The organism is Erwinia sp. OLFS4, assembly GCF_002752165.1.
GTDB lineage: Bacteria > Pseudomonadota > Gammaproteobacteria > Enterobacterales > Enterobacteriaceae > Izhakiella.
Map to the genome: position 1 here is coordinate 1 of NZ_MOMB01000073.1, position 17,905 is coordinate 17,905.

The window sequence follows — 17,905 nt, forward strand, 5'->3', positions numbered from 1 at the left end:
GTATTTAAACCCGACGGTTACGTAATGAATTTACGCGTTCACTCTTCAAGACTTGATACTACAAATAGTTTTGCCATATCAATCCTGCGAGTGCCCACACAGATTGTCTGATAAATTGTTAAAGAGCGCTGCGACCGGCATTACGCCTGCTGTCGCGAGGTGGCGTATATTACGTCACCCCTCTGAAGAGTCAAGGATTTTTTCCTTCTTCTTCAGCGGAAAATAAATCGTTTTATCTTCCTGCCAACCCGGTCCGCGTTGCCGCTATGCCGTGTCAGTGGAGGCGCATTATAGAGAGGAATCGTTATAGCGCAAGCAGAAAGTTAAACTTGCTATGCTGACCGCTGAAAAATCCAGCAAATGCCGCATATTTATCCCTGTCGGATGCGAGCAGGCAGGCTGGCAATACTGTCAATGACCCAGTCGGCGGCTGCTTGTGATTCGGCGGTGACCGGTTTGCCCGTACGCACCAGCACTTTTGTCCCGACGCCGGCGGCAGCACCGGCCTGCATATCTTCCCGTTTATCGCCCACCATAAACGAACGCGCCATATCAATGTTGAGAAATTTCTGTGCGTCAAGCAACATGCCAGGCTGCGGCTTACGACAATGACACGCCTGACGAAATGCCTCGATAGTGCCATCCGGGTGATGCGGGCAATAATAAATACCGTCAAGATCCACATCCCGATCCGCCAGAGACCAGTCCATCCATTCCGTCAGCTGCCTGAAGTCGTCTTCACTGAACATGCCACGCGCAATGCCAGACTGATTGGTCACCAGCACCAGTAAATAGCCCATTTTTTTGAGTTCACGTAACGCATCAATAGCCCCCTCAATAAACTCAAAGTTGTCTATTTCGCAGACATATCCGTGATCGACATTAAGCGTGCCATCACGATCAAGAAATATTGCCGGTAGACAATCAGCCACGTAGAAACTCCTGCTACAAAAGAGGATATAAAGTATTGCATGATGACATAGAAAGTAAGAATGCCAGTTTGATTAACTTTGATTGATTTAGACGTCTGGATACCTTACCATCCAAACTACGATGTTATTTTATCATCCGATGATACCACCAAACATGACGGAATGCATTTTCAGATTGCACACATAACCTAATGATTAAACTATCAAATATTACTAAAGTCTTTCATCAGGGAACCCGGCAGATAACCGCACTCAGCGGCGTCAGTCTGCATGTCCCTGCTGGACAAATTTACGGTGTTATCGGTGCTTCCGGCGCCGGAAAAAGCACCCTGATCCGCTGCGTTAACCTGCTGGAACGGCCGACGTCTGGGAGCGTCACCGTCGATGGCATAGAGCTGACGCATCTGTCAGAAAACCAGCTTATTCAGGCTCGTCGCCAGATTGGCATGATCTTTCAGCACTTCAACTTACTGAATTCACGCACCGTTTTCGGTAACGTCGCCCTGCCTCTTGAGCTGGATAACACCCCGCGCGCAGAAATCACAAAACGCGTCAGCGAGCTGCTGGAACTGGTTGGACTGGCGGATAAAAAAGACGTCTGGCCCGCCAATCTTTCTGGTGGCCAGAAACAGCGTGTTGCTATCGCCCGCGCGCTGGCCAGCGATCCTAAAGTACTGCTGTGTGATGAAGCCACCAGCGCGCTGGATCCGGCAACAACCCGCGCAATCCTCGAACTGCTGAAAGATATTAATCGTCGTCTCGGACTGACGATTCTACTGATAACCCATGAAATGGACGTCGTGAAACGTATCTGCGATCGGGTCGCTGTTATCAGCAACGGTCAGTTGATTGAGCAAGATAGCGTCAGTGAAGTCTTTTCCCATCCGAAAACACCGCTGGCGCAGCAATTTATCCGCTCCACCCTGCATCTTGATATTCCGGAAGATTACCGCCAGCGTATGCAGGCAGAAAAAGGCCCGGATGCCATACCACTTTTACAGCTGGAATTCACCGGGCAGTCCGTTGATGCCCCCCTGCTTTCCCTCGCTGCACGCCGTTTTAATGTGAATAACAATATTATCAGCGCGCAGATGGATTATGCCGGCGGCGTCAAATTCGGCATTATGCTGGCTGAAATCGATGGAGAAGAAAGCGCCGTTACCGCCGCAATCGCTTTTCTGCAGGAGCACCATGTGAAAGTTGAGGTTCTGGGTTATGTCTGAGGGAATGATTTGGATTTTGCTAAGAGGACTGGGTGAAACGTTAACGATGACCTTTGTTTCCGGTTTTCTTGGTTTTGTTATTGGCCTGCCTTTCGGTGTCATGCTGTATGTCACCCGTGCGGGACAAATCATGGAAAACGCCAGATTGAACCGCATCACATCAATCATCGTCAATGTGTTTCGTTCGATTCCCTTCATCATTCTGTTAGTGTGGATGATTCCTTTCACCCGACTGGTGGTCGGAACCTCAATTGGCCTGCAGGCTGTCATCGTTCCGCTGACTATAGGAGCTGCCCCTTTTATCGCCCGGATGGTAGAAAATACCCTGCTTGAATTACCGACCGGCCTGATTGAAGCTTCGCGCGCTATGGGTGCCACGCCATTACAAATTATCCGCAAAGTTTTATTGCCAGAAGCGCTGCCCGGCCTGATTAACGCAGCCACCATCACATTAATTACTCTGGTCGGCTATTCTGCTATGGGGGGAGCGGTCGGCGCAGGGGGACTTGGACAAATTGGTATTCAGTATGGCTACAATACTTATAATCCACCGGTAATGAACACAGTATTAATACTGCTGATTATCCTGGTCTGGTTAATTCAATTTTGTGGCGATCGTATTGTTCGCACGGTCACTCACAAGTAACGCGAAACACAACACAGTCAATTATTGAGGAAGGGATATGTCTGAATTCAAAAAAGTGGCCGCTCTGGGTGCATTAATTGCAGCGTTAGCACTCGCGGGCTGTGGCCAAAAAGAGAAAGATCCTAATCACATTAAAGTGGGCGTCATTGCCGGTGCTGAACAGCAGGTCGCTGAGGTTGCACAAAAAGTCGCCAAAGAGAAATATGGTCTCGACGTTGAACTGGTAAGCTTTAATGATTATGTTCTGCCGAATGAAGCGCTGAGCAAAGGCGATATTGACGTGAACGCTTTTCAGCATAAACCCTACCTCGATCAGCAAATCAAAGATCGTGGTTACAAACTGGTGCCGGTCGGCAACACGTTCGTTTATCCTATCGCAGGCTATTCGAAAAAAATAAAATCACTCAACGAATTACAGGATGGTGCGCAGGTAGCAATCCCTAACGATCCCACCAATCTGGGTCGTTCCCTGTTGCTGTTGCAGAAAGTGAATCTGATCAAACTCAAAGACGGTGTGGGCCTGCTGCCGACTTCGTTGGACGTGGTTGAAAATCCCAAGCATATCAAACTGGTTGAGCTGGAAGCCCCTCAGCTTCCCCGTTCACTTGACGATCAGCAAATTGCGCTGGCGGTGATTAACACTACTTATGCCAACCAGATTGGTCTGACCCCAACCAAAGATGGTCTGTTTGTCGAAGATAAAGATTCACCTTATGTAAACCTGATTGTCGCGCGTGAGGACAATAAAGATGCTGAGAACGTCAAAAAGTTTGTTCAGGCTTATCAGTCAGACGAAGTGAATGACGCCGCCAACAAAGTATTTAACGGCGGCGCGGTGAAAGGCTGGTAATAGGATTATCCGCGCTCAATTCTGCGCAACCACAGTCGTCAGTCAAAACAGAGCGGACCAGGTCCGCTCTGTTATTTTGTGCTGCTGCCTTGTTATTTTTCTGATTGCTTGCTTCAATAACGCAACTTTTTCGAACATGAGGATGTTCCCATGCGCGCATTGCCACTCTGTCTGTTAGCGCTAATGCTGACGGGGTGTTCACTGCACAACTCCCCGGCACCGGAGAAGAACCGACCGCTGTTTTCACGGCCGGACAGCCAGGTACATAACAAACCGGCTCCGCGCCCACAGCAGGTCACGATTTATACCGATGCCGCGCAGCTGGTCAGTAAACCTTTTCGCGATCTGGGTGAGGTTACCGGTGAAGATTGCCAGAGTAGCAATCAGGACTCACCGGCTAATATCAACACCGCCCGTAAACGCATGCAAATACGCGCCTCGGCCCTGAAAGCCAACGCGGTGCTATTACATAAGTGTGAAGTCATCACCACCACCTCAGGATGTTACCGCCAGGCGGTATGTCAGGGGTCAGCGCTCAAAACCACCCGATGAGACTGATAAAACATCGCGCCAGTCCTGCTGACTGCCCGGTTCAGGCCGGGCGATGACGGCTTTTTCATTACAGCCCATCGGCGTCATTCATTCTCCGTGGAAAGAAAAATTTGCCGTCCCGCGTCAGCCTGGTCTCATCAGAGACGGTGGCGGGACGCTTGAGTTACTGCCGCCCTATAATCAACCGGAAGCGGTTCGCGGACTTGATGCATTCAGCCATATCTGGCTGCTGTTTATTTTTCATCAGACCCAGGCATCAGGCTGGCGGCCAACGGTCCGTCCCCCCCGTCTTGGTGGCAACACACGGCTCGGGGTATTCGCCACACGCTCAACATTCCGTCCCAACCCAATCGGCATGTCACTGGTCGCGCTCCATCACATTGAAATCGCCGGCGGCAAAGTCCAATTACAGCTCGGCAGTCTCGATCTGGTCGATGGCACCCCGATCGTCGACATAAAACCTTATTTACCCTTTGCTGAGGCCTTGCCGGAGGCGCAGGCAGGCTTTGCCCAGCAGGCACCCGCTGCCACCATGCCAGTGCACTTTTCCGCGCAGGCTATGGCGCAGATAGCTAGCCAGCAGCAGCGCTATCCGCACCTTGCGCGTTTTATTACCGACGTTCTGGCGCAGGACCCGCGTCCGGCTTACCGTAAAGGTGCCGAAGCCGGACGGGAATATGCCGCCTGGCTACTCGACTTTAACGTTCGCTGGCGTATTACCGCCTCTGGAACAGAAGTTATTGCCGTCGATCGGCGCTAATTTATCTCCCGCACTCTTTTGGCAGACTGCGCGGGCTGCTAAACTAGCCGCCACTCTTTTTTCGATTGTCTAACGTCGATATTTGCCGCATAACTGGAACCATAGCCCATGCGTACTACTCAATATCTGCTCTCCACGTTGAAGGAGACCCCTGCCGATGCCGAAGTCATCAGCCATCAGCTGATGCTGCGTGCTGGTATGATCCGTAAACTCGCTTCCGGCCTGTATACCTGGTTACCAACCGGTCTGCGTGTACTGAAAAAAGTTGAAAATATCGTACGTGAAGAGATGACCAGGGCAGGTGCTATCGAAATCTCTATGCCGGTAGTTCAGCCGGCCGATCTGTGGCAGGAAAGCGGTCGCTGGGAACAATATGGCCCTGAGCTACTGCGCTTCGTTGATCGCGGTGACCGTCCGTTTGTATTAGGTCCGACCCATGAAGAAGTGATTACCGATCTGATCAGAAACGAGCTGAGCTCTTACAAGCAGCTGCCGCTTAACCTGTTTCAAATCCAGACAAAATTCCGCGACGAAGTGCGGCCGCGTTTTGGCGTCATGCGCTCCCGTGAATTTATTATGAAAGATGCGTATTCCTTTCATACCAGCCAGGCTTCGCTTCAGGAAACCTATGATCTGATGTACCGCGCCTACAGTCAGAGTTTCAGCCGTATGGGGCTTGATTTTCGCGCAGTACAGGCCGACACCGGGTCGATCGGCGGTAGCGCCTCCCACGAGTTCCAGGTGCTGGCCGAAAGCGGTGAAGACGCCATCGTCTTTTCAACCGGCTCAGACTACGCGGCAAATATTGAACTGGCTGAAGCCGTCGCCCCACAGGGCGAACGCGCCGCAGCATCACAGCCGCTGAGCCAGATTGACACGCCGGAGACCAAAACCATTGCCGATCTGGTCAGCCGGTTTAATCTGCCTATTGAAAAAACCGTTAAGACGCTGATAGTCAAAGCCACGCCGGAAAGCGGCCATACGCTGGTTGCGCTGCTACTGCGCGGTGACCATGAACTTAATGAAGTGAAAGCGGAAAAAATTGAGATTGTGGCAACGCCGCTGACCTTCGCCAGCGAAGCAGAAATCCGTGCACAGGTCAATGCCGGTCCGGGGTCACTGGGCCCGCTGGGCTTAACGCTGCCAGTCATAGCAGATCGCGCGGTTGCCGTCATGAGCGATTTCAGCGCCGGGGCCAACATAGACGGTAAACATTACGTCGGCATTAACTGGCAGCGCGACCTGCTGCTACCGCCGGTTGCTGATATCCGGAGCGTAGTTGAAGGCGATGCCAGTCCCGACGGCCAGGGGACGCTGCTAATCAAACGCGGCATTGAAGTCGGCCATATTTTCCAGCTCGGCACCAAATATTCCGACGCGCTGAATGCCTGCGTACAAGGTGAAGATGGCCGCAATCAGGTCATGAAAATGGGTTGTTATGGCATCGGCATCAGCCGGGTGGTTGCTGCCGCAATTGAGCAGAACCACGATGAACGCGGGATTATCTGGAGCGACGCGCTGGCCCCTTTCAACGTCGCAATTCTGCCGATGAACATGCATAAATCCTTCCGGGTAAAAGAAGCAGCAGAGGCATTGTATAGCCAGCTTCAGGCACTGGGTATTGACGTTATTCTTGACGATCGTAAAGAGCGCCCGGGTGTTATGTTTGCCGACATGGAACTGATTGGCATCCCGCATATGGTGGTGATTGGCGATCGCAATCTTGATAACGATGAAGTGGAATATAAACACCGTCATGAAGGAGAAAAGCACATGATCGCCAGCAATGACATTGTGGATTTTCTGGTAAAAGCGATTAAAGGCTAAACCGCCGGCAGGTCAGTCATCACGCGATCCCTCCGCCCCCTCGGGGGGATTTTTTTGCCTTATTGTGTCAGATTGCGTACCCGCGCACGCAAAGATTTGGTCTGTGATTTATGTGATTTGCCCGCCAGCCGGCGCTGTTTTGCCGCGCGTGTCGGTCGCGTGGCGCGTCGGGTTTTTTCTGCTTTGGTTAATTCGCGAATCAGGCTCTCCAGACGCTGCAGCGCGTCCTGGCGGTTCAGCTCCTGGCTACGGTGCTGCTGAGCCTTGATAATGATGATGCCATCCTGGGAAATCAGATGATGACTGGCATTAAGTAAACGCGTTTTATAAAATTCCGGCAACGTAGAAGTGCGGATATCAAAACGCAGATGAACGGCAGTGGCATTTTTATTAACGTGCTGACCGCCGGCACCCTGTGCACGAATTGCCGTTATTTCAATTTCATCACGCCGGATTACCGCGTTGCGTGACAACACAATCATACTGATACCTCTTGCGGCAACCATTCTGCCAGCGCTATTTCAGCATGGTGCCCGGCGTCAGAAAGCCAGATAATCCCTTCCTGAAGCGTGGCCTGCAGCGACATGGTCCGGGCGGCAAAGCCAGCCAGCGTCGCCAGCTGCTGGTCGTCAATGTAGCGGACATGCAGATTCGCCAGCCGCGACAACTTGTCACGTTGCTGCGACCACCAGACTGACGCCGCCCGGGCACCGTAAGCATACAGATAAACACGTTCGGCCCGGGCGCAGGCCTTCTTCATTCTCTTTTCGTCAGGCAGCCCCAGCGCTATCCAGCACGTAATCTGCTGACTGTCATCCAGTAACCACAATTCCGGTTCATCGTCCGCACACAGACCACGGGTAAATTGCAGACGCGCATCAGCATGGCAAATCCACGCCAGCAAACGCAGCATCATCCTCTCTTGCGTTTCAGAAGGATGGCGGGCCAGGGTCAGCGCCGCATCCAGGAAAAACTGACGGTCCATATCCGCAACGTTGACCTGGGCTTTATAAATTGTGGCTTTCAGCGCCATATAATTCCTTAGCTAAAATCAGACAGGATGACGCGGCATCATATATCAAATTGACAGCATGCTGGCTGATTTCACGCTAAACCCTGTGTTATAGTCGCCGGAGCACCATAAAAAATGCAGCAAGGGGGTGCAATGCAATACGATTATCAGTTAATTCGTCGCACCGGCAGCGAAGTCACCAGTAACGCAACGGGCAATAAGCCGGCGAGGCCGGAACATCCGCTTAGCGCGCCTGGCACAATCGCCGCAAATAGTGAGCTACACTTTTCCATCAGGGAACGGGCAGCTTGTGCTGCTAAAACTTATTGGTGAGCGATTATGTTGACGACAGAATATAAACCCATCAATTGTGATGATTACGATCATCTCGAACTTGCCTGTCAGAAGAGCTGGACCCTGACGCTGGCGCTGAAAAACGGTGAACAGCTGAAAGCAAAAGCCGTCGATATGGTGTCACGTAAAAAAGTGGAATATCTGGCGGTCGACCTCGCCGGCGAAATACGCGAATTACGTCTGGACCATATTGCCAGCTTTAGCCACCCGGAACTGGGTACCGTGATGGTCAGCGACGAGGATTAACAACATCTTAGGGCGACTCGTTGAGTCGCCCTTTCCTCCCTGGCAGAGCTTCTCTCCGGTTACCGCATCAGGCCAGCATAATAAGCGACCAGCTCAGCAGGTATTATTCATCACTCAGTCGTCCCGGCGTGGTTATCCAGCCACCGGATATACCAGCATGGCTTATTTTCATCTCCAGCCTGCCCGTCCCGGGTAATAAAAACTCCCAGCGCGGCAATCAGCGTTTCGTTAAAAAATATCAATGGCGTGCGTGTTCGCAGCCAGGGCGGTATGCCATATTCCTGCCACAATTTTTTCAGGCTGCGGCTGCCGCTACGCCCCACAACATAGAATGCACCTTGTGCCTGGAAGCGCACGCTGACCCGCTCATCCGGACGCGGTGCACGACATTGCCAGCCGTCCTGCGAGACAAGCTGTAATCTGCCCAGCCCAGCAGGTAACGCTAAGGTGGCGTAGGGTGGCAGCCACTCTACCCTTTGCGGACGGGCCAGTTCTGCCGCAGAAAGCAGCCACAAACGCTGACGGTAGCGTCTGACCAGCTGGTTACCCCAGCGTAAAACCGGCATGGCGTCCTCACGGCTTATTACCACTTCCTGCCACAACCGTTGCAACCCTTCCCGTGACGGCATCTCACCTTGCTGAGCAGCAATCCAGCGACGCAGCAGCGCATAGCGCTGAAGCGGGCTCATTGCATGTAAAGGCCCGGTATCGAAACTGCCGTCAGGCTGTATACAAACAGCCAGCTGAGGGGCCAGTAGTTCGTCAAGCAACGCCTCCTGCTCAGCGCATAACGCAGCCGAACGTGCAGCCATAGCGGAAAAATGCGGCCAGCGAACTTCCAGTTGAGGGATAATCTGCCGGCGCAAAAAATTACGGTCGTAGCGACAATCCTGATTACTCTCATCTTCAATCCAGCTCAGCTGATAATCCTGCGCCCAGCGAGCCAGCTCACTGCGGGTTTCCTGTAATAGCGGGCGGGCATGCGCATGCTGCTGCTGGCAGCGAAAAGCTGGCATTGCAGCGAGACCCGCCGGTCCACTGCCGCGTTTTAATGCCAGCAAAAAAGTCTCACACTGATCATTAAGATGCTGTGCGGTCAGTAACAGTTCATCAGGCTGCTGTAACTGACGTAAAGCATGATAACGAGCCAGCCGTGCCGCCCCTTCTATACCCTGCTCGCTGGCAGCATCAAGCTTCACACGAATCACCTCGCAATCCACCTGCCATTGCTGGCAAATCAGCTGGCAATGTCCGGCCCACTGATCGGCATGACGACTCAGACCGTGATGAATATGCACCGCACGTAACTGCAGTTCCGGCTGTTGTTCACGCAACATAACCAGACGATGTAATAACACCGTTGAATCCAGCCCGCCGCTAAAAGCCAGCAGCAGATGATGATAGCCGTGAATCGCATTGGCGAGTGAAGTGAGTGCTGACATACCTGGCCCTTATTGCAAGCGTGACGCCCGAATTACCACAATGTAAAACGCGGCTATTTTACGCCTGATAGAATTCCAGCGGCAAACCGTCGGGGTCACGAAAAAAAGTAAAGGCTTTACCCGTTTGCGCATCAATCCGTAGCGGTTCACAATACACGCCACAGGCGGCCAGATGGGCAACCGCTGACGACAGGTCATCAACGCTAAACGCCAGGTGCCGTAAACCCAGCGCCTCCGGGTGGCTGGTACGCGCAGGTGCACCAGGAAATGAAAAAAGCTCAATCTGATACTGACCGTTAAGTGCCAGGTCCCCTTTCCATGAGTCGCGGCTTTCCCGATAGACTTCCCCGATAAGGGTAAATCCGAGAATAGCGCAGTAAAAGGCTTTGCTGCGCCCATAGTCACTGGCAATGATAGCAATATGATGAATCTGATTAAGTTTAAGCATGATATTTTCCCCCTGGCTGCACCATAGTAACGACCAGCGGGAAAAAGTAAAAAACACGGTGAAATTGAATAAAAAAAAGCGAGTCTTACCATAAGCACAACAACAATGTCTACTATGCAGAGGACGATGCGACAAACAGCGGGGAAACAGACAGCAAACCGGCGAGCAGAAGCCATCAGCAAAACAGAAGGGAAGCGGGGACGGCCACGTGCTAACGCGGCCGCTCAACAAAAGATAACGCACAGCAGACCACTCAGACAGGCAACTCCTGATCGGTCTGATTCCAGCGTTCCTCAATGATTCTGGCAAAATCTCTGAAAAGAGGAGAATAAAATTTACGATGCCGCCAGACCAGATAAACCGGCATATCAGGTATTTTCCATTGCGGCAGTACAACTTCAAGCTGGCCCGCTTGCACATAGTTTTTTGCCAGCCAGGCTGGAAGAATCATGACTCCGCCTTCACCGTTGAGCAAAAGATTAAGCAAGGCAAAAACGCTATTAGAGAGTAAGCCGGAATGATGATTCATCGTCAGTGTAAAAGACTCACTGTCATTGGTTAATATTGCCGCCTGACTTAGCCATGGATGAATAATCCCCAGAAGCAGGTGCGCTTTAAGTTCAGCCGGATGGGTAATTTCTTTATGATTACGCAGGTAATCCGGGCTGGCACACAATAAAAGTTTTACCGGGTTTAGTCTTCGATGTATCAGTTCTTCGCTATCAATAAAACCGCTTTTAAACACCAGATCGTCAAATTCTGGTGAATTACGATCAAATTCGCTGCCCTCGCGCGAACTAAGAATGACTTTAGTCTCCGGGTGCATTTTTGCGTAATCGATTACCCAATAATTTGCCAAAAACTCACACATTAATGCCGGTGCGGAAAGTCGAATCTGGCCGCTAATATCACAGCCGGGATTACGTAGATCGGATAATAACGCATTAAAAGCTGCGGTAATATCTTTTGCCCTCCAGTAAGCCGTTTGTCCGGCACAGGTTAGCTCCAGTTTACGCGAATCGCGTCGGATCAGGGAGGCAGAGACAAAATTTTCAAGGCGGGAAACAGACTTACTCACAGCGGCAACACTGACGCCCAGCGCTTTCGCTGCGCGAGATAAACTGCCTGTTTCAGCAACCAAAATAAATATCATCCAGTCTCGCATACCACGATTATTACTACTATGCATAATCCCTCAAAGCATGACAATAAAGCACACGATAATTATTCCTGAAAATACGGCCATTGAAAAAACCGCAAAGAAGTTTAACAATACCGCGAAATTAATAAATATAAAACAAACACACCCAGGCTATTACCACAAGATAATATAATTACCATGATTACAAAAACGTTCAAAAACCAATCACGCCAGGTGAATTTAACATGGCGCTCGACAGTAACACGACAAATAACACAAGAAAAAGTATAAATAAAAGAAGTGGCAGTACAAATATAGCCACGTTAAAAAAACGACTGCCACTTCAAAAGTGTGTTAGCTGGAATATAGAAATTTAATAATAAAAACCAGCACGTTAGCGTAAAGTATACTTAAGTTTTACTTTCCCTTTGTCGCCGCCGGCCGCTTTAGAACAAGCGGAAACAGCCTCACTAACTGACAACGCCTTAGTATAAAAATGATCAGGATCACCCCCAGAATTAGCTTCAACAATACCCAGATTAACAAAGCTATCACCAAGATTAAGACGGGCTAATGCCGGACATAGGTCATAAGGAATAGTATAGGTCAGCTGCCAGACAGTTTGCCCTGGTTTCTTTTCATCCCCAGATCCCTGCGCACCAGGAAGTGACCAGACCTGATCACCATTAGGTGTAACAATAATCATTTTCTTAGGGTCTGTGGGATTAGGGGCAACATATTGCGCTGGCAGCATACCAGATTTTGCAATGGTATCTTCGTTCATACCATCATAATTAGTTTGCGATGCATAAAGACTGTGAACAGCAGAAATCAAACTGACAACCATTGCGGTTGTTTGTTCAGCCTTTTCATTGGTGCTGGCGGATTGATAATAAGCTACCACACCAGCAATCACCACCGCCGACAGAGCCAGTACCATTGCCGACTCAATCAAGGATAGCCCTTTACGAAACTTCTTTATCAGTGAAGGAGCGCGCACCACGGTACTTTCATCTACAACATTCGTTAAAACCATTATTCAATCTCCAAAAAATTATTTAATGAGTTATCGGAAAAACATTAATTATTAAATTCGCACCTCCATAACGCAAAAAATATAAAACAATTTAATATACATCTCGCCAGTAAAGATAACCAAAATGCCGTTATCAAAGTCATTGATTTTAGATTTTATAATAATAAGTCAGTGTATTTCCCAAATCATTTCAACAAACTGACTGCCATCAGAGCCTGTGTACTTTTCATGCTGGCAGGCATCCACTATCTGATTAATCGTCGAGTAATTATTGAGTAACTTATGTTGCCCCCCAAGATAAACCTGAATAAGGTTGCTACTTCTGTGTATATTAACCAGCGTGGGACATAATTCAGCAGATGAAACAAATGAAATACGCCAGCATTGTTTATTTAATGGATCAGAAACAGAACCGGAAGAAAGATGAAAAACCATCCCTGCAGGAGAAACTATTTTATTATCACGAACAAAATTCTGAGGTAGTATGCCTGAGTTAATAATAACATTATCAGAAATATCATGATGATCAGCACCTGATAAATATAATATATTAACATCGGCAACAATACTTTCCAGCATCATTATTGTTTGCTCAGCATCACGACTGCGTGATGCATACTGATAATATAATATGACACTTGCTATTAAAATAGCTGACAAGATAAGTACTAACGCCGACTCAAGAAGAGATAACCCATTCTGATAAAAACATTGACGCTGAATGCACCGGGAATTGGATTGTCTTGTCACCGCTGTATTCCTCAAAGTTTACTCAATAGAGTTATAAAAAATCAAAGCAGGACCTAAGAATAAAATAAATTTAAACGGACCAATAAACGGGCCAATAGATGGTTCAATAAAAGTGAAGTCACTGCTTTGAAAAAACAGCCAGTCCTTATCTTAAATCTGGCCAAAAAAACTTATCGATAAGTAAATGTATTGTTGTTGTAGTAAAAGAACTAGTTGATATTAACGCAAAACCCAATACAAATCGATAAAACCATTGTCATCATGTGCAGCAGCCGAGCAAAGCTGAACCGCATCTGAAACAGTTAATTTACTGCCATGTGCTGTATTTTTATCCCCAATATACATATTAACCAGGCTATCACCGAGATTTAATCGCGCCAGTGCCGGACAGAGATCGTGAGCAACTGTAAATTGAATATTCCAGTATTGCTTATCATCAGGTTTATTAATTGTACCGGGTCCAATAATAACCGGATGACCACCAGGATCGGTAATAGTAGCAACGTTATCTTTTTCGCTGACAAATTGTGCCGGGATCATACCAGACTTAGCAATAGTGCTAGTATCAATAGAGGCATAATCGCTCTGTGATGAATAAAGACTATGCACTCCAGAGATTACGCTGGTAAGCATGGCAATAGTCTGCTCAGATTTTTCATTACTACTCGCTGACTGATAATAAGCAACCACACCAGCAATCACCACAGCAGATAAAGCAAGCACCATCGCAGACTCAATTAATGACAAACCTTTTTGCAGACGGTTATTAACTTTATGATAGGTTTTAAAAGGAGAACGAAGAATATTTTTCATTACGACACCATTATATATTTAAAAAACACACGACTAGAAAGTTAACAATTAACACTTACAGCAAAACACATTAATTATAAACTGTTTAAAACGTCAACACCGAAACCATGAATTTATTTTTGTTTAACCTCCTTCCGAAAAAATAATTCCATATTAAAATCACAAGCCATGAAACATATTCAATAAAAAAAATTCAGACTGCATTAGCCATGATGGATAAAGAAAGGTTAATTTTGCAATCACAAAAGACATTAAAAAGAATAAAATGACAAAGCCGATAAAAAAGCCACCGACACCAAGAGTAAATAAAGAGATATTATTTCTCACAGCATACCTCTGAAGATAAAAGTAATCATCCACCACAAATGGTGAGCAAAAAACCCATTAATTTTACGCCATGCGCTGGCGAATAAATCATAAAGCAAAGCCAACCGACAACGGATAAAAAAGTACTAAAAACGCCACCGATGGCAAACGCACTCCAGTAAACAAAAAAAGCATTACCGCATTTATATACATTCATAAATAACCCTGTTAACATCACCAGGAAATATCCCGTACATTGCCATCTGCATCAGGCCAGTTAAGTGTAATATTGCTAACCGTCATGAAATCATTAGTCAAAATAGATCTGGCCTGAAGAGTAACATATGTATTCATATCTGAAGTGAGACCACAAGAAGAAGCCGATATATCAATAGCATTGCCAGGGTCATCATCATTACCATAAAAACTATAATTATCGGCCGATGTAATTGCACGCCAGGAAAAAAACTTGCCTTGTGGTAATTTTGAAACAGAAGGCGGTTGATACAATAAAGAAAATTCCAGTGGCACTAACAAGTTACCTGCAGAAACATTATCCTTTGTGTTAAACACCACCGCCGAAACCCGGGCAGCGACAATGTCTCGCGGACTCAGACATTGAGAAGCTTTATAGCCTTCCGGAGTCACAGGAGATAAAATATGAGTGTTTATTTTAAAATCAACAGACTTAAATACTGAATGGAAGTAATCATCAAGATTCTTTTTATCAACTTTAAAATAAAATTCATAGCTACGATCAGGTATATCACTGAATTTGCTGTGAGCAACAAAAGACAATTTAAGTGTTACCCCTTTTTTTACCCAATCGGCTTCAGGATGAATGACTAAAGAACCATTATAAATTTTCTGTTGCAAAGCAGGATCATCACCTATCGAGACGGTTACATAATCAATCTGCTTACTCTGAGAGAAAAATAATTTAATAATATCATCAGTATACACAGGGTCCCAATTAACAACCTTCGTCGACTTATTAAAGATAAACGGTCGAAGCTTCCCACCAGTCATTATGTCACCATGAAAATTACTCAAGGCGGCAGAGGTTTCCTTCTCTGGAACGATTAAATCAAAAAAAAGTGCATTTTTAACATCCGTCGCACTATTATTCCAGGTTGCCAAAGGGAAAGACCAACTGTCAGAAACGCCCGAAATAATTCCAGTTTGATTATTATAACTACCAGCAGAAGCCCCAATCTCAGTTTTTAACATACTAAGAAACCCAGGCTTGATTCGGTAGACATCCCCGTTATCAACCAGCATGCCATATAAATTTCCGTCAGAAATACCAACTAAAGCAGAAAGAGAATTACCATAATCATCCATAAAAATAGAGTCATCGATATTTTTTATGAAACTTGTCATATAAAATCTGATCGTATTATTATTAACAACCAGGGGAGAGTTATTATTATCTGTTATCTCCTCACGCAGTAAGTCATGATTAAAATCGATATAATTATTTAGCGCATGGGAAATTACGTTAATATTTTGAAGCGTTTTCTCATTATGAATAATATGATTACGCAGTGGGTGATAATTTAAACCAAGAACCGCCAGAACACAGATAAGACTTAAGGCAACGCCAACTTCAATAAGCGACAACCCCTTATGAATTGCAGACTTCATCTCTACACCACCAGACATTGATATAATCAAGGATGAACTGTTGTAAGATCCCATAATGGCTTATCCCCAGTCCATTTTTGGGCAAGAACATTAGAGTAAAATTTCTCATCAACGGAAATACTGGCTTTAAGATCAAAAGAGTCTTTTTTCTTACAACTGTCTGTAAGAAGATAGAAACCATTATACTTAACGTTCATACCCGGTATCAGTGGCGAATGACTATTACGAATATCGTTTGTTCCCCAGAATATTTTCCCTGAAGATAATTGAGATGGATTACTTATCACCAAATCAAGAATAGTATGATCATTAAGATTAAATTTAATATTATGTGATGAAAGATAACCTGCACCGGAATGAGATGTTTTCATATCAAAAAATAACCCTTCGATATCAAAACCAGCAGAAACTTTGTCTGTGGTTTTATCTTTATCCTTGCTGCCGGTTTTATTTTTTTCTTTATCCTTACTTGCGTCATCAGCGCACAGCCCTATATCACTACGAGTACCATTTAATGGTTTTTTCGGAATACTCATATCTGAATTATAAAGGTTAGCTTGCACATAAAAATCAAGTTTATTCCAGATGCTATCAGAATAATTTTCTATATTAATCAAACCATCATTTGGAGGAATAGTGATAGCATTCCCTTTGTTGCCAGCAGGATCAAGAGGATAGATATTTATTTTTATACTATTACCAATAAATGCCTTGGTAATATAAACATAATTAGTATGTTGATTAAGATAAGATTGCATCATGATGCTATCATCTGCACCAGAAACAATCTCCATGTACAGACTTTTGAAAGGAGAATTGTTAGTGATAACTAATGCGTCATCTTTAAAAAGAGGTTGCCAAGCACTGTCGAAAATTGCTTTCTGTTGACCATCTGACATCCCCATTACCACGATATCACCATCAGCCAGAACAGGTTTATCTATCTGATTACTTTTATTATTTACAGGCATATAGCCAGTCAGATTAAAAACACAATTATCCGGATTTTCTAATAACTTGTTGCTGAAAAGGGTTTTATACTCAGCAGGATCAAGTACCCAGCCACCTGCAGCCCCAAAGACTTTTGATGTATCACTGCCAAAGTTTCTTAACACCCCACCGCTAAAACCCAGTGCATGAGAAATAGAATATTTTTCACTCTTTAAACTCTTATCACAAAGAAAAGTTACACCCGCCAATCTGCTCACATTTTTATTATCGTTAATAAGTTTAATAATGTAACTGGATTCATGGGATGGAAGAAATGAAGATAAATCATACTGTGCTGAAATGAAATCTTTATCAGCCAACTCCTGAATTGGAACCTCATAAGGATATACATCACGATCAGATTCCGAAAGACTACCAATATAGTTATCCAGACCATTAGATATTTTCTTCATTTGCCTGGCAATAATATTTTTTGTAAAAAATGAATTTTTTATAGTCACATAGCGGGTCATAGACACCATAAGTACAGTAATAGCAACTATAAAAAAAGAAACCTCCAGCAATGACGCGCCTCGATTATTAACTTTGGCATTAAACCCTAAAATAAAGCATTTAAAATTATGCATCTTAATCATTTTATCTTTACCTGATCTATTTATTTACAACAGGAAATTGATCATTAGTTTATAAAAGGTAAAACTTAAGACACACACAAAAACTATTGACCAACATAATTAACCAAAAATAAACCATAACCGTTCTTCATATAATAAGTACCAGATGAACTGCTGCAAATCTCATCTGGCATTTTATTTTTAAAGAAATCAGTTTCAGGTGTGATAACGAAAGTTCTTTGATTAACATCTTTACGAAGCTGTGCAGCAATCTGATTTATATTGATATTTGATTTTATAAAATCAGGATTATTATCTCTGGTGTAAAATGTATAAACATAACCGTGATTATAAA

Annotated in this window: 20 protein-coding genes; 7 read left to right on the top strand and 13 right to left on the bottom strand. The window is 45.9% G+C overall.

Features of this window, described 5'->3' with window-relative positions; all coding sequences use genetic code 11:
• Nucleotides 1–371: 371 nt before the first annotated feature.
• Nucleotides 372–932 (bottom strand): D-glycero-beta-D-manno-heptose 1,7-bisphosphate 7-phosphatase, encoded by a 561-nt coding sequence (gmhB, locus tag BL249_RS17760; protein WP_099706529.1) that lies wholly within the window; start codon nt 930–932, stop codon nt 372–374.
• A 191-nt stretch (nt 933–1,123) separates the two neighbouring features.
• On the opposite strand from gmhB, the gene metN reads away from it, so the two are divergent.
• The 6 genes from metN to proS all read left to right on the top strand — a co-directional run bounded on the left by metN (nt 1,124) and on the right by proS (nt 6,790).
• Nucleotides 1,124–2,155 carry a methionine ABC transporter ATP-binding protein MetN gene (gene metN / locus BL249_RS17765; protein ID WP_099706528.1) on the top strand — a complete coding sequence of 344 codons (1,032 nt, stop codon included), beginning with the start codon at nt 1,124–1,126 and terminating at the stop codon, nt 2,153–2,155.
• Nucleotides 2,148–2,801: a methionine ABC transporter permease MetI gene (locus BL249_RS17770; RefSeq protein ID WP_099706527.1), complete on the top strand. Its 654-nt coding sequence runs from the start codon at nt 2,148–2,150 to the stop codon at nt 2,799–2,801. The genes metN and BL249_RS17770 overlap by 8 nt, the downstream gene beginning before the upstream one ends.
• A gap of 37 nt (nt 2,802–2,838) precedes the next feature.
• Entirely contained in the window at nt 2,839–3,651 is an 813-nt protein-coding gene (locus BL249_RS17775; protein WP_099706526.1) for a MetQ/NlpA family lipoprotein, read from the top strand.
• Nucleotides 3,652–3,801: 150 nt separating this feature from the next.
• Entirely contained in the window at nt 3,802–4,203 is a 402-nt protein-coding gene (rcsF, locus tag BL249_RS17780) for an Rcs stress response system protein RcsF (RefSeq protein ID WP_099706525.1), read from the top strand.
• Nucleotides 4,204–4,255: 52 nt separating this feature from the next.
• Complete coding sequence (gene tsaA / locus BL249_RS17785) at nt 4,256–4,963, top strand: tRNA (N6-threonylcarbamoyladenosine(37)-N6)-methyltransferase TrmO (protein WP_099706524.1); 708 nt, start codon at nt 4,256–4,258, stop codon at nt 4,961–4,963.
• 108 nt (nt 4,964–5,071) lie between these two features.
• Nucleotides 5,072–6,790, top strand: coding sequence for a proline--tRNA ligase (gene proS, locus BL249_RS17790; RefSeq protein ID WP_099706523.1), 1,719 nt, complete (start codon nt 5,072–5,074; stop codon nt 6,788–6,790).
• Between the two features lie 59 nt (nt 6,791–6,849).
• On the opposite strand, the gene arfB is transcribed toward proS, so the two are convergent.
• A complete protein-coding gene (gene arfB, locus BL249_RS17795; RefSeq protein ID WP_099706522.1) occupies nt 6,850–7,272 on the bottom strand; it encodes an alternative ribosome rescue aminoacyl-tRNA hydrolase ArfB in 423 nt (140 codons plus the stop codon).
• Nucleotides 7,269–7,823: a YaeQ family protein gene (locus BL249_RS17800; protein WP_099706521.1), complete on the bottom strand. Its 555-nt coding sequence runs from the start codon at nt 7,821–7,823 to the stop codon at nt 7,269–7,271. The genes arfB and BL249_RS17800 overlap by 4 nt, the downstream gene beginning before the upstream one ends.
• Before the next feature lie 318 nt (nt 7,824–8,141).
• On the opposite strand from BL249_RS17800, the gene rof reads away from it, so the two are divergent.
• The gene (rof, locus tag BL249_RS17810; protein WP_099706520.1) at nt 8,142–8,402 is read left to right on the top strand and encodes a Rho-binding antiterminator; all 261 of its coding nucleotides are present in this window, start codon (nt 8,142–8,144) and stop codon (nt 8,400–8,402) included.
• 110 nt (nt 8,403–8,512) lie between these two features.
• Here rof and tilS read toward each other — a convergent pair whose 3' ends face one another.
• From tilS to BL249_RS19070, 10 genes are all read right to left on the bottom strand, one after another.
• Nucleotides 8,513–9,844: a tRNA lysidine(34) synthetase TilS gene (tilS, locus tag BL249_RS17815; RefSeq protein ID WP_099706519.1), complete on the bottom strand. Its 1,332-nt coding sequence runs from the start codon at nt 9,842–9,844 to the stop codon at nt 8,513–8,515.
• Between the two features lie 58 nt (nt 9,845–9,902).
• Nucleotides 9,903–10,292 (bottom strand): VOC family protein, encoded by a 390-nt coding sequence (locus BL249_RS17820; protein WP_099706518.1) that lies wholly within the window; start codon nt 10,290–10,292, stop codon nt 9,903–9,905.
• A gap of 253 nt (nt 10,293–10,545) precedes the next feature.
• Nucleotides 10,546–11,481 carry a LysR family transcriptional regulator gene (locus BL249_RS17825; RefSeq protein WP_099706517.1) on the bottom strand — a complete coding sequence of 312 codons (936 nt, stop codon included), beginning with the start codon at nt 11,479–11,481 and terminating at the stop codon, nt 10,546–10,548.
• 346 nt (nt 11,482–11,827) lie between these two features.
• Nucleotides 11,828–12,469: a hypothetical protein gene (locus BL249_RS17830; RefSeq protein WP_099706516.1), complete on the bottom strand. Its 642-nt coding sequence runs from the start codon at nt 12,467–12,469 to the stop codon at nt 11,828–11,830.
• 168 nt (nt 12,470–12,637) lie between these two features.
• Nucleotides 12,638–13,219 carry a hypothetical protein gene (locus tag BL249_RS17835; protein ID WP_143354798.1) on the bottom strand — a complete coding sequence of 194 codons (582 nt, stop codon included), beginning with the start codon at nt 13,217–13,219 and terminating at the stop codon, nt 12,638–12,640.
• 219 nt (nt 13,220–13,438) lie between these two features.
• Nucleotides 13,439–14,032, bottom strand: coding sequence for a type 4 pilus major pilin (locus BL249_RS17840; protein WP_099706514.1), 594 nt, complete (start codon nt 14,030–14,032; stop codon nt 13,439–13,441).
• 352 nt (nt 14,033–14,384) lie between these two features.
• Nucleotides 14,385–14,555 carry a hypothetical protein gene (locus BL249_RS19065; protein ID WP_158233107.1) on the bottom strand — a complete coding sequence of 57 codons (171 nt, stop codon included), beginning with the start codon at nt 14,553–14,555 and terminating at the stop codon, nt 14,385–14,387.
• A 17-nt stretch (nt 14,556–14,572) separates the two neighbouring features.
• Nucleotides 14,573–15,985, bottom strand: a complete 1,413-nt coding sequence (locus tag BL249_RS17845) for a hypothetical protein (protein WP_099706513.1) — start codon at nt 15,983–15,985, stop codon at nt 14,573–14,575.
• A 26-nt stretch (nt 15,986–16,011) separates the two neighbouring features.
• Nucleotides 16,012–17,571 (bottom strand): hypothetical protein, encoded by a 1,560-nt coding sequence (locus BL249_RS17850; protein WP_099706512.1) that lies wholly within the window; start codon nt 17,569–17,571, stop codon nt 16,012–16,014.
• Nucleotides 17,572–17,654: 83 nt separating this feature from the next.
• Nucleotides 17,655–17,905, bottom strand: a 251-nt coding sequence (locus BL249_RS19070) for a hypothetical protein (protein WP_158234038.1), incomplete at its 5' end; no start/stop codon positions are given.

Excerpts from the sequence above, each read along its gene's own strand:
- metN (WP_099706528.1), top strand. The coding sequence starts at position 1,124 with ATGATTAAACTATCAAATATTACTAAAGTCTTTCATCAGGGAACCCGG.
- BL249_RS17770 (WP_099706527.1), top strand. The coding sequence starts at position 2,148 with ATGTCTGAGGGAATGATTTGGATTTTGCTAAGAGGACTGGGTGAAACG.
- BL249_RS17775 (WP_099706526.1), top strand. The coding sequence starts at position 2,839 with ATGTCTGAATTCAAAAAAGTGGCCGCTCTGGGTGCATTAATTGCAGCG.
- rcsF (WP_099706525.1), top strand. The coding sequence starts at position 3,802 with ATGCGCGCATTGCCACTCTGTCTGTTAGCGCTAATGCTGACGGGGTGT.
- tsaA (WP_099706524.1), top strand. The coding sequence starts at position 4,256 with ATGACGGCTTTTTCATTACAGCCCATCGGCGTCATTCATTCTCCGTGG.
- proS (WP_099706523.1), top strand. The coding sequence starts at position 5,072 with ATGCGTACTACTCAATATCTGCTCTCCACGTTGAAGGAGACCCCTGCC.
- arfB (WP_099706522.1), bottom strand. The coding sequence starts at position 7,272 with ATGATTGTGTTGTCACGCAACGCGGTAATCCGGCGTGATGAAATTGAA.
- BL249_RS17800 (WP_099706521.1), bottom strand. The coding sequence starts at position 7,823 with ATGGCGCTGAAAGCCACAATTTATAAAGCCCAGGTCAACGTTGCGGAT.
- rof (WP_099706520.1), top strand. The coding sequence starts at position 8,142 with ATGTTGACGACAGAATATAAACCCATCAATTGTGATGATTACGATCAT.
- tilS (WP_099706519.1), bottom strand. The coding sequence starts at position 9,844 with ATGTCAGCACTCACTTCACTCGCCAATGCGATTCACGGCTATCATCAT.
- BL249_RS17820 (WP_099706518.1), bottom strand. The coding sequence starts at position 10,292 with ATGCTTAAACTTAATCAGATTCATCATATTGCTATCATTGCCAGTGAC.
- BL249_RS17825 (WP_099706517.1), bottom strand. The coding sequence starts at position 11,481 with ATGCATAGTAGTAATAATCGTGGTATGCGAGACTGGATGATATTTATT.
- BL249_RS17830 (WP_099706516.1), bottom strand. The coding sequence starts at position 12,469 with ATGGTTTTAACGAATGTTGTAGATGAAAGTACCGTGGTGCGCGCTCCT.
- BL249_RS17840 (WP_099706514.1), bottom strand. The coding sequence starts at position 14,032 with ATGAAAAATATTCTTCGTTCTCCTTTTAAAACCTATCATAAAGTTAAT.
- BL249_RS19065 (WP_158233107.1), bottom strand. The coding sequence starts at position 14,555 with ATGAATGTATATAAATGCGGTAATGCTTTTTTTGTTTACTGGAGTGCG.
- BL249_RS17845 (WP_099706513.1), bottom strand. The coding sequence starts at position 15,985 with ATGAAGTCTGCAATTCATAAGGGGTTGTCGCTTATTGAAGTTGGCGTT.
- BL249_RS17850 (WP_099706512.1), bottom strand. The coding sequence starts at position 17,571 with ATGATTAAGATGCATAATTTTAAATGCTTTATTTTAGGGTTTAATGCC.